Below are 282 nucleotides of genomic sequence, written 5' to 3' on the forward strand. Positions count from 1 at the left end.
AGGGCGAACGCATCGTGGAGGTGCTCAAGCAAAACCGCAACCATCCCATTGCCGTAGAGGATCAGGTATGCATCTTCTACGCCGTGACCCGCGGTTTCCTCAAGGATGTGGCGGTAACGGACGTGGCCGAGTATGAGGAAGGCCTGTACGAACGCATGTCCGCTCAGCATACGGACGTGCTGGAAGCCATCCGCACCACCGGCGACCTGAGCAAGGAAACCGAGGAGGCCCTTCGCGCCGCCCTGGATGCCTACACGAAGGATTTCCTCAAAAGCAAAAAAT

At 58.2% G+C, this 282-nt stretch carries 1 pseudogene; it reads left to right on the forward strand.

Annotated features, from left to right (window positions below):
* A pseudogene (locus LZD48_RS18570) lies at positions 1-282 on the forward strand (F0F1 ATP synthase subunit alpha); the annotation flags it as partial.

The sequence above is a fragment of the Oceanobacillus alkalisoli genome (assembly GCF_021556485.1).
Taxonomy (GTDB): domain Bacteria; phylum Bacillota; class Bacilli; order Bacillales; family Amphibacillaceae; genus Oceanobacillus; species Oceanobacillus alkalisoli.